The following is a 6,173-nucleotide window of genomic DNA, read 5'->3' on the forward strand; positions in this document are numbered from 1 at the left end:
TCGGCGGCCGTCTTCTCCGCGGCCCGGAGGCAGAACGGCGGGTAGTCGTCCTGGGCGTCGTAGACGTGGGGACCGCAGTCGACGACTTCGTGGCCCTGTGCCTTGAGCCACTCGACGAGGTGGTTCTTGAGTTCGTAACCGGCATGGTCGGATCCGAGGTACACGCGCATGGGAGGAGTGTGGCACGAGCGGCGCCGGGCGGCCGACGACGGGGGGTTCGGGCGCGCGGCGATACCTGACAGTGGATGTCGTGTAGGGCGGGGAGGCTGGGTGCGCACCTGATCGAGCGAGCGACTGGAGAGCACGCCATGACCGCCGTCCCCGCCGGATTCCAGACCGGTTTCCCCGTCCGCCCGGACCTCGTCGTCGAGGCCGCCGACGCCGAGGAGGTACGCGCCGCGGTGGCCCGCGCCGCCCGCGAGGGCCACCGGATCGCCCTGCACGCCACCGGCCACGGCCTGCCCGGCCCCGTCGACGGCGGGGTCCTGATCAGCACCCGCCGCCTCGACGAGGTCCGCGTCGATCCGGAGCGCCGTACGGCGTGGATCGGCGCGGGTGTCACCTGGGGGCAGGTGATCGAGGCCGCCGCGCCGCACGGCCTGGCGCCGCTCAACGGCTCGTCGCCCGGTGTGGGCGCGGTCTCGTACACGCTCGGGGGCGGACTCGGGGTGCTGGCCCGGGAGTTCGGTTACGCGGCGGACCGGGTGCGTGCGCTGGACCTGGTGACGGCCGACGGGTCGGCGCGCCGGGTGACCGCCGACGGGGAGCCGGAGCTGTTCTGGGGGCTGCGCGGCGGCGGGCACCGGCTGGGCGCGGTGACCGGCCTGGAGGTGGGGCTCGTCCCGGTCGCCCGGCTGTACGGCGGTGTGCTCGCCTTCGACGGGGACGGGGACGGGGCGGCCGTGGTGGTGCGCCGCTGGCTGGAGTGGACGCGGACCGTGCCGGACACGGTCACGTCGTCGGTGGCCGCGATGGTCTACCCGCCGATCCCGCAGGTGCCCGAGGAGCTGCGCGGGCGGTACGTGCTGTCGGTTCGGGTCGCGTTCACCGGGGCGGCAAAGGAGGGCGAGCGGCTGGTCGCGCCGTTGCGGGCGGCCGGGTCGGCGCTCAGGGACTCGCTGCGGGAGATGCCGTACACCGACAGCCACACCATCCACAACGACCCGCCGTTCCCGCACGCGTACTACGGGGACGGGCTGATGCTGAGCGGGCTGGACGCCGGGCGGGCGGCACGGGTGCTGGAACTCACCGGGCGGGCCGCGCCGGCGATGACCGTGGTGCAGCTCAACCACCTCGGCGGCGCGCTGGCCGCCGCGCCGGACCCGGACAGCGCGGTGCCGTACCGCGAGGCCGCGTACCTGCTGCGGCTGCTCACCCCGCTGGACGGTACGGACGTGGCCTCCGCGCGGGCCCTGCACGCAGAGGTGGCCGGTGCCCTCGGGCCGCTGGTCGTCGGCCGTTCGCTGAACTTCTCCTTCGGCGGCGGCGACCGCACGGACCGCCTCCACGGCCCCCGGACAGCGAAGAGGCTCGCCGGTCTGGTGTCGCGATACGACCCGGCGAGCCTCTTCGGAGGTCCTTACGGTGTCAGCCCCGGCGGCCGATGAGCTTCCAGGAGGCGGGCAGCGCGCCCATGGCCAGCGCCGCCTTCAGCGCGTCGCCGAGCAGGAACGGCGTCAGGCCCGCGGCGATCGCGGCGCTCGCCGACATGCCGGTGGACAGCGCCAGGTACGGCACGCCGACCGCGTAGATGATCGCCGAGCCGAGCACCATCGTCCCGGCGGTGCGCAGCACGGAGCGGTCGCCGCCGCGCCGGGCGAGGCCGCCGACGACGGTGGCGGCCAGCAGCATGCCGAGGACGTAGCCGAAGGAGGCGCCGCCCGCGCCGGAGGTGCCGCCCGCGAACCACGGCAGGCCGGCCATGCCGACGAGCGCGTACACGGCGAGGGAGAGGAAGCCGCGGCGGGCGCCGAGCGCGGTGCCGACGAGGAGGGCCGCGAACGTCTGGCCGGTGACCGGGACCGGGGAGCCCGGGACCGGCACGGCGATCTGGGCGGCTATCCCGGTGAGCGCGGCGCCGCCGAGCACCAGGGCGGTGTCCACGGCGTAGCGGTGCCGGGCGGCGGGCAGCAGGTCGGCGAGGACCGCTCCGGTGCGGACGGGGGCGGCAGCAGTGCTCATCGGGGACTCCGCGGGGTGAGGGTGTCCCTCCGGTCACCACGGCCGCCGCCCCCGCCAAGGCACCGGCCCCGGCACCCAGGGGCACCCGCAGACGGCTGGGCCCCGGCCGGGCCGTCCCCTTCGGGCGGCTCATCGGCCCGGTCCTGGTCATCGCCCTGTGGTGGGCCGCCTCCGCCACCGGCTATCTGGACCCCCGGATCCTCTCCGGACCCGGCACCGTCCTGTCCACCGCGTCGGACCTCGTCTCCAGCGGCCGGCTCCAGGACAACGTCCTCATCTCGCTCCAGCGCGCCGGGCTCGGCCTCTTCTTCGGGGTGAGCGCCGGGGTCCTCCTTGCCGTCGCCGCCGGACTCAGCCGGACCGGCGAATACCTCCTGGACGGCCCGCTCCAGATCAAGCGCGCCATCCCCTCCCTCGCCATGCTCCCGCTGCTGATCCTCTGGCTCGGCATCGGCGAGCAGATGAAGGTCACCGTCATCGCGCTCGGCGTCGCGGTGAACATGTACATCAACACGTACGCCTCGCTCACCGGCATCGACAGCCGGTACGTCGAACTCGCCGAAGGGCTCGACCTGAGCCGCGCGCAGTTCATCCGCAAGGTCGTCGTCCCCGGCTCGCTGCCCGGCTTCTTCGTCGGCCTCCGCCTCGGCGTCACCGCCTCCTGGCTCGGGCTGATCGTCGTCGAGCAGATCAACGCCACCAGCGGCATCGGCTACATGATGTTCCAGGCCCAGCAGTACGCCCAGTCCGACGTGATCATCGTGGGCCTGGTGGCCTACGGGATCTTCGGCTTCGCATCGGACGCGGCGGTACGCGCCGTCGAGAGGAAGGTCCTGTCATGGCGACGCACCCTGGCGGGCTGACCGGCCCCGGCGCGACGGCCGTCGCCGCGCGCCCCGCCATCCGCACCCGGAAACTGGTCCGCCGATTCGGTGACCGCGACATCCTCAAGGAGCTCGACCTCACCGTCGCACCCGGCGAGTTCACCGCCCTGCTCGGCCGCAGCGGCTCCGGCAAGTCCACCCTGCTGCGCGCCGTCGCCCGACTCGACCACACCGTCGAGGGCTCCGGCGAACTCACCGTCCCCGACCGGGTCTCGCTCTCCTTCCAGGACTCCCGGCTGCTGCCCTGGCTCCGGCTCATCGACAACGTCACCCTCGGGCTGCGCGGCCCCGGCGCCCGGGAACGCGGCCTCACCGCCCTCGCCGAGGTCGGCCTGAAGGGCCGCGACCGCTCCTGGCCGCACGAGCTGTCCGGCGGCGAACAGCAGCGCGCCGCCCTCGCCCGCGCCCTGGTCCGCGAACCCGAACTCCTCCTCGCCGACGAGCCGTTCGGCGCCCTGGACGCGCTGACCCGGATCAAGATGCACGACCTGCTGCGCGAACTCTATGAACGCCACCGCCCCGCGGTGCTCCTGGTCACCCACGACGTCGACGAGGCCGTCGAACTGGCCGACCGGGTCCTGGTCCTGGAGGACGGCCGGATCTCCGTCGACCTCACCGTCGACCTGCCGACCCCGCGCTCCCGCCGCGACCCCCGCTTCCAGGAATACCGCGACACCCTGCTCACCGCCCTCGGGGTCGGCGGCCCCCAGCCCCTCACCGATGCGAAGGACTCCCATGACCACCACGCCTGAGCGCAAGCAGCTCCACCTCAACGCCTTCCTCATGTCCACCGGCCACCACGAGGCGTCCTGGCGGCTCCCCGAGAGCCCGGCCGAGGCCAACTCCGACATCGAGCACTACAAGAACCTCGCCCGGATCGCGGAACGCGGCAGGCTGGACTCGCTGTTCCTCGCCGACAGCCCCGTCCTGATGGGCGACCCCGGCCGCCGGCCCGCCGCCAAGCTGGAACCCACCGTCCTGCTCACCGCACTAGCCGGGGCCACCCGCCACATCGGCCTCATCGCCACCGCGTCCACCAGCTACAACGAGCCGTACAACCTGGCCCGCAGGTTCGCCTCGCTGGACCATGTCTCGGGCGGCCGGGCCGGGTGGAACATCGTCACCACCGCGGGCGCCGACGCGGCCCGCAACTTCGGCCTGGACGACACCCCGCTGCACCGCGACCGCTACCGGCGCGCCGGCGAGTTCGTCGAGGTGTCCACCAAGCTCTGGGACAGCTGGGCCGACGACGCGGTGATCGCCGACAAGGCGCGCGGGGTGCACGCGCTGGCCGAGCGGGTGCGGCAGATCGGGCACCGGGGCGAGTTCTTCCGCGTCGACGGGCCGCTCAACGTACAACGTCCCCCGCAGGGCTACCCGTTGCTCGTCCAGGCAGGCTCCAGCGAGGACGGCAAGGACTTCGCGGCCCGGTACGCGGAGGCGGTGTTCACCGCCCAGCAGACCCTGGAGGAGGGCATCGCCTTCTACAAGGACGTCAAGGAGCGCGCCACCGCCCTCGGCCGCAACCCCGACGGCATCAAGATCCTGCCCGGCATCGTCCCCGTCATCGGCGACACCGAGGCCGAGGCGCTGGAGCTCGACGCCGAGCTGGAGAACCTCATCGTCCCCGAGTACGCCAAGATCCAGCTCGCCAAGCGGCTGAAGATCGCCCCCGACGACCTGGACCTGGACGCGGAACTCCCCGAGGACATCCCCACCGAGGACGACATCGAGGGCGCCAAGAGCCGCTACACCCTCATCGTGGAGCTGGCCAGGCGCGAGAGGCTGACGGTTCGTCAGCTCATCGCGCGGCTCGGCGGCGGGCGCGGCCACCGCACCTTCGCCGGCACCGCCGAGCAGGTCGCCGACACCATCGAGCACTGGTACGACAGCGGGGCCGCCGACGGCTTCAACATCATGCCCGCCGTCCTCCCGTCCGGCCTGGAGGTCTTCGTGGACCGGGTGGTGCCGATCCTCCAGGAGCGCGGCCTGTTCCGCACCGAGTACACCGCGAGCACCCTGCGCGGCCACTACGGACTGCCGCGCCCCGCCAACCGCCTCTTCGACGACATCGTCCGCGGCGCCGACGACTACGGCATCGGCCTGGCGGAGGCCCGGTGACCGACTGTCCTGACCCGGGGACCGGGCCGGGCGGAGGTACGGTCCGGCAGCCGCCGCCCGGCTGGGCGCGGCGGCTGCTGGGCTACTGCCTGCGCCACCGCACCGATCTCCTCATGGCCTTCGGCGCCGCCGTGACCGCCGCCGTCGCCACCGCCACCCTGCCCCTCGTGCTGCGGCACGTGGTGGACGGGGTGGCGGCCGGCACCACCGCGTCCCTCGCCCCCTGGACCGGGCTGCTCGTCGCGCTCGGCGCGCTCCGGTTCGGCGCGGCCTTCACCCGCCGCTACCGCTCGGGGCGGCTCTCCCTGGGGGTCCAGTACGACCTGCGCAACGACGCGTTCGCCGCGCTGCTCCGGCTCGGCGGCGCCCAGCAGGACGACCTGCGCACCGGGCAGGTGGTGAGCCGGTCCATCTCCGACATCACGCTCATCCAGACCCTGCTGCAGTTCCTGCCCAACCTCACGGGCAACGCGCTGATGTTCCTGTTCTCGCTGGTCGTCATGGCGTACCTGTCCCCGCTGCTGACCGTCGTGGCGCTGGTCGTCGGCCCGCTGCTCTGGCTGATCGCCCTGCGCAGCCGCCGCGAGCTGTTCCCCGCCAACTGGCATGCCCAGCAGGAGGCCGCCGAGGTCGCCTCCACCGTCGAGGCGACCGTCACCGGCGTCCGGGTGGTGAAGGGCTTCGGCCAGGAACAGCGCGAACTCACCGGCCTCGAAGCACGCGCCCGCCACCTCTTCGCCTCCCGGCTGCGCGTCGTCCGCTTCACCAGCCGCTACAACCCCGCCCTCCAGGCGGTCCCCGCGCTCGGCCAGGTCGCCGTGCTGGCGCTCGGCGGCTGGATGGCCCTGCACGGCCGGATATCGCTCGGCACCTTCCTCGCGTTCACCACCTACCTGGGCTCCTTCGTCACCCCCGTACGCCAGGTCGCCACCCTGCTCACCGTCTGGCAGCAGGCCCGCGCCGGCGCCGAACGCGTCCTGGAGGTCG

The 6,173-nt window shown here is 73.5% G+C and carries 6 protein-coding genes and 1 pseudogene; 5 read left to right on the forward strand and 2 right to left on the reverse strand.

The genetic code is table 11. From position 1 onward, the window contains the following. Positions 1–170 (reverse strand): RpiB/LacA/LacB family sugar-phosphate isomerase (locus tag EAO73_RS26360; protein ID WP_191134231.1); only part of this gene is annotated, 170 nt, incomplete at its 3' end. A 138-nt stretch (positions 171–308) separates the two neighbouring features. On the opposite strand from EAO73_RS26360, the gene EAO73_RS26365 reads away from it, so the two are divergent. Further along, the gene (locus tag EAO73_RS26365; protein WP_147974085.1) at positions 309–1,607 is read left to right on the forward strand and encodes an FAD-binding oxidoreductase; all 1,299 of its coding nucleotides are present in this window, start codon (positions 309–311) and stop codon (positions 1,605–1,607) included. On the opposite strand, the gene EAO73_RS26370 is transcribed toward EAO73_RS26365, so the two are convergent. After that, on the reverse strand, positions 1,588–2,181 hold the full coding sequence (locus EAO73_RS26370; protein WP_147974086.1) for a biotin transporter BioY: 594 nt from the start codon (positions 2,179–2,181) through the stop codon (positions 1,588–1,590). The two genes, EAO73_RS26365 and EAO73_RS26370, sit on opposite strands and share 20 nt — an antisense overlap. A gap of 35 nt (positions 2,182–2,216) precedes the next feature. On the opposite strand from EAO73_RS26370, the pseudogene EAO73_RS26375 reads away from it, so the two are divergent. The 4 genes and pseudogenes from EAO73_RS26375 to EAO73_RS26390 all read left to right on the forward strand — a co-directional run. After that, positions 2,217–3,044 (forward strand): annotated as a pseudogene (locus EAO73_RS26375) (ABC transporter permease); the annotation flags it as partial. Beyond that, positions 3,020–3,817, forward strand: a complete 798-nt coding sequence (locus EAO73_RS26380) for an ABC transporter ATP-binding protein (protein WP_147974087.1) — start codon at positions 3,020–3,022, stop codon at positions 3,815–3,817. The pseudogene EAO73_RS26375 and the gene EAO73_RS26380, both read left to right, overlap by 25 nt. Beyond that, the gene (locus EAO73_RS26385; protein ID WP_147974088.1) at positions 3,801–5,186 is read left to right on the forward strand and encodes an LLM class flavin-dependent oxidoreductase; all 1,386 of its coding nucleotides are present in this window, start codon (positions 3,801–3,803) and stop codon (positions 5,184–5,186) included. The genes EAO73_RS26380 and EAO73_RS26385 overlap by 17 nt, the downstream gene beginning before the upstream one ends. After that, on the forward strand, positions 5,183–6,173 hold a 991-nt coding region (locus EAO73_RS26390), incomplete at its 3' end, for an ABC transporter ATP-binding protein (RefSeq protein ID WP_147974089.1). The genes EAO73_RS26385 and EAO73_RS26390, both read left to right, overlap by 4 nt.

The sequence above is a fragment of the Streptomyces sp. col6 genome (assembly GCF_008042035.1).
In the GTDB taxonomy this organism is placed as follows: domain Bacteria; phylum Actinomycetota; class Actinomycetes; order Streptomycetales; family Streptomycetaceae; genus Streptomyces.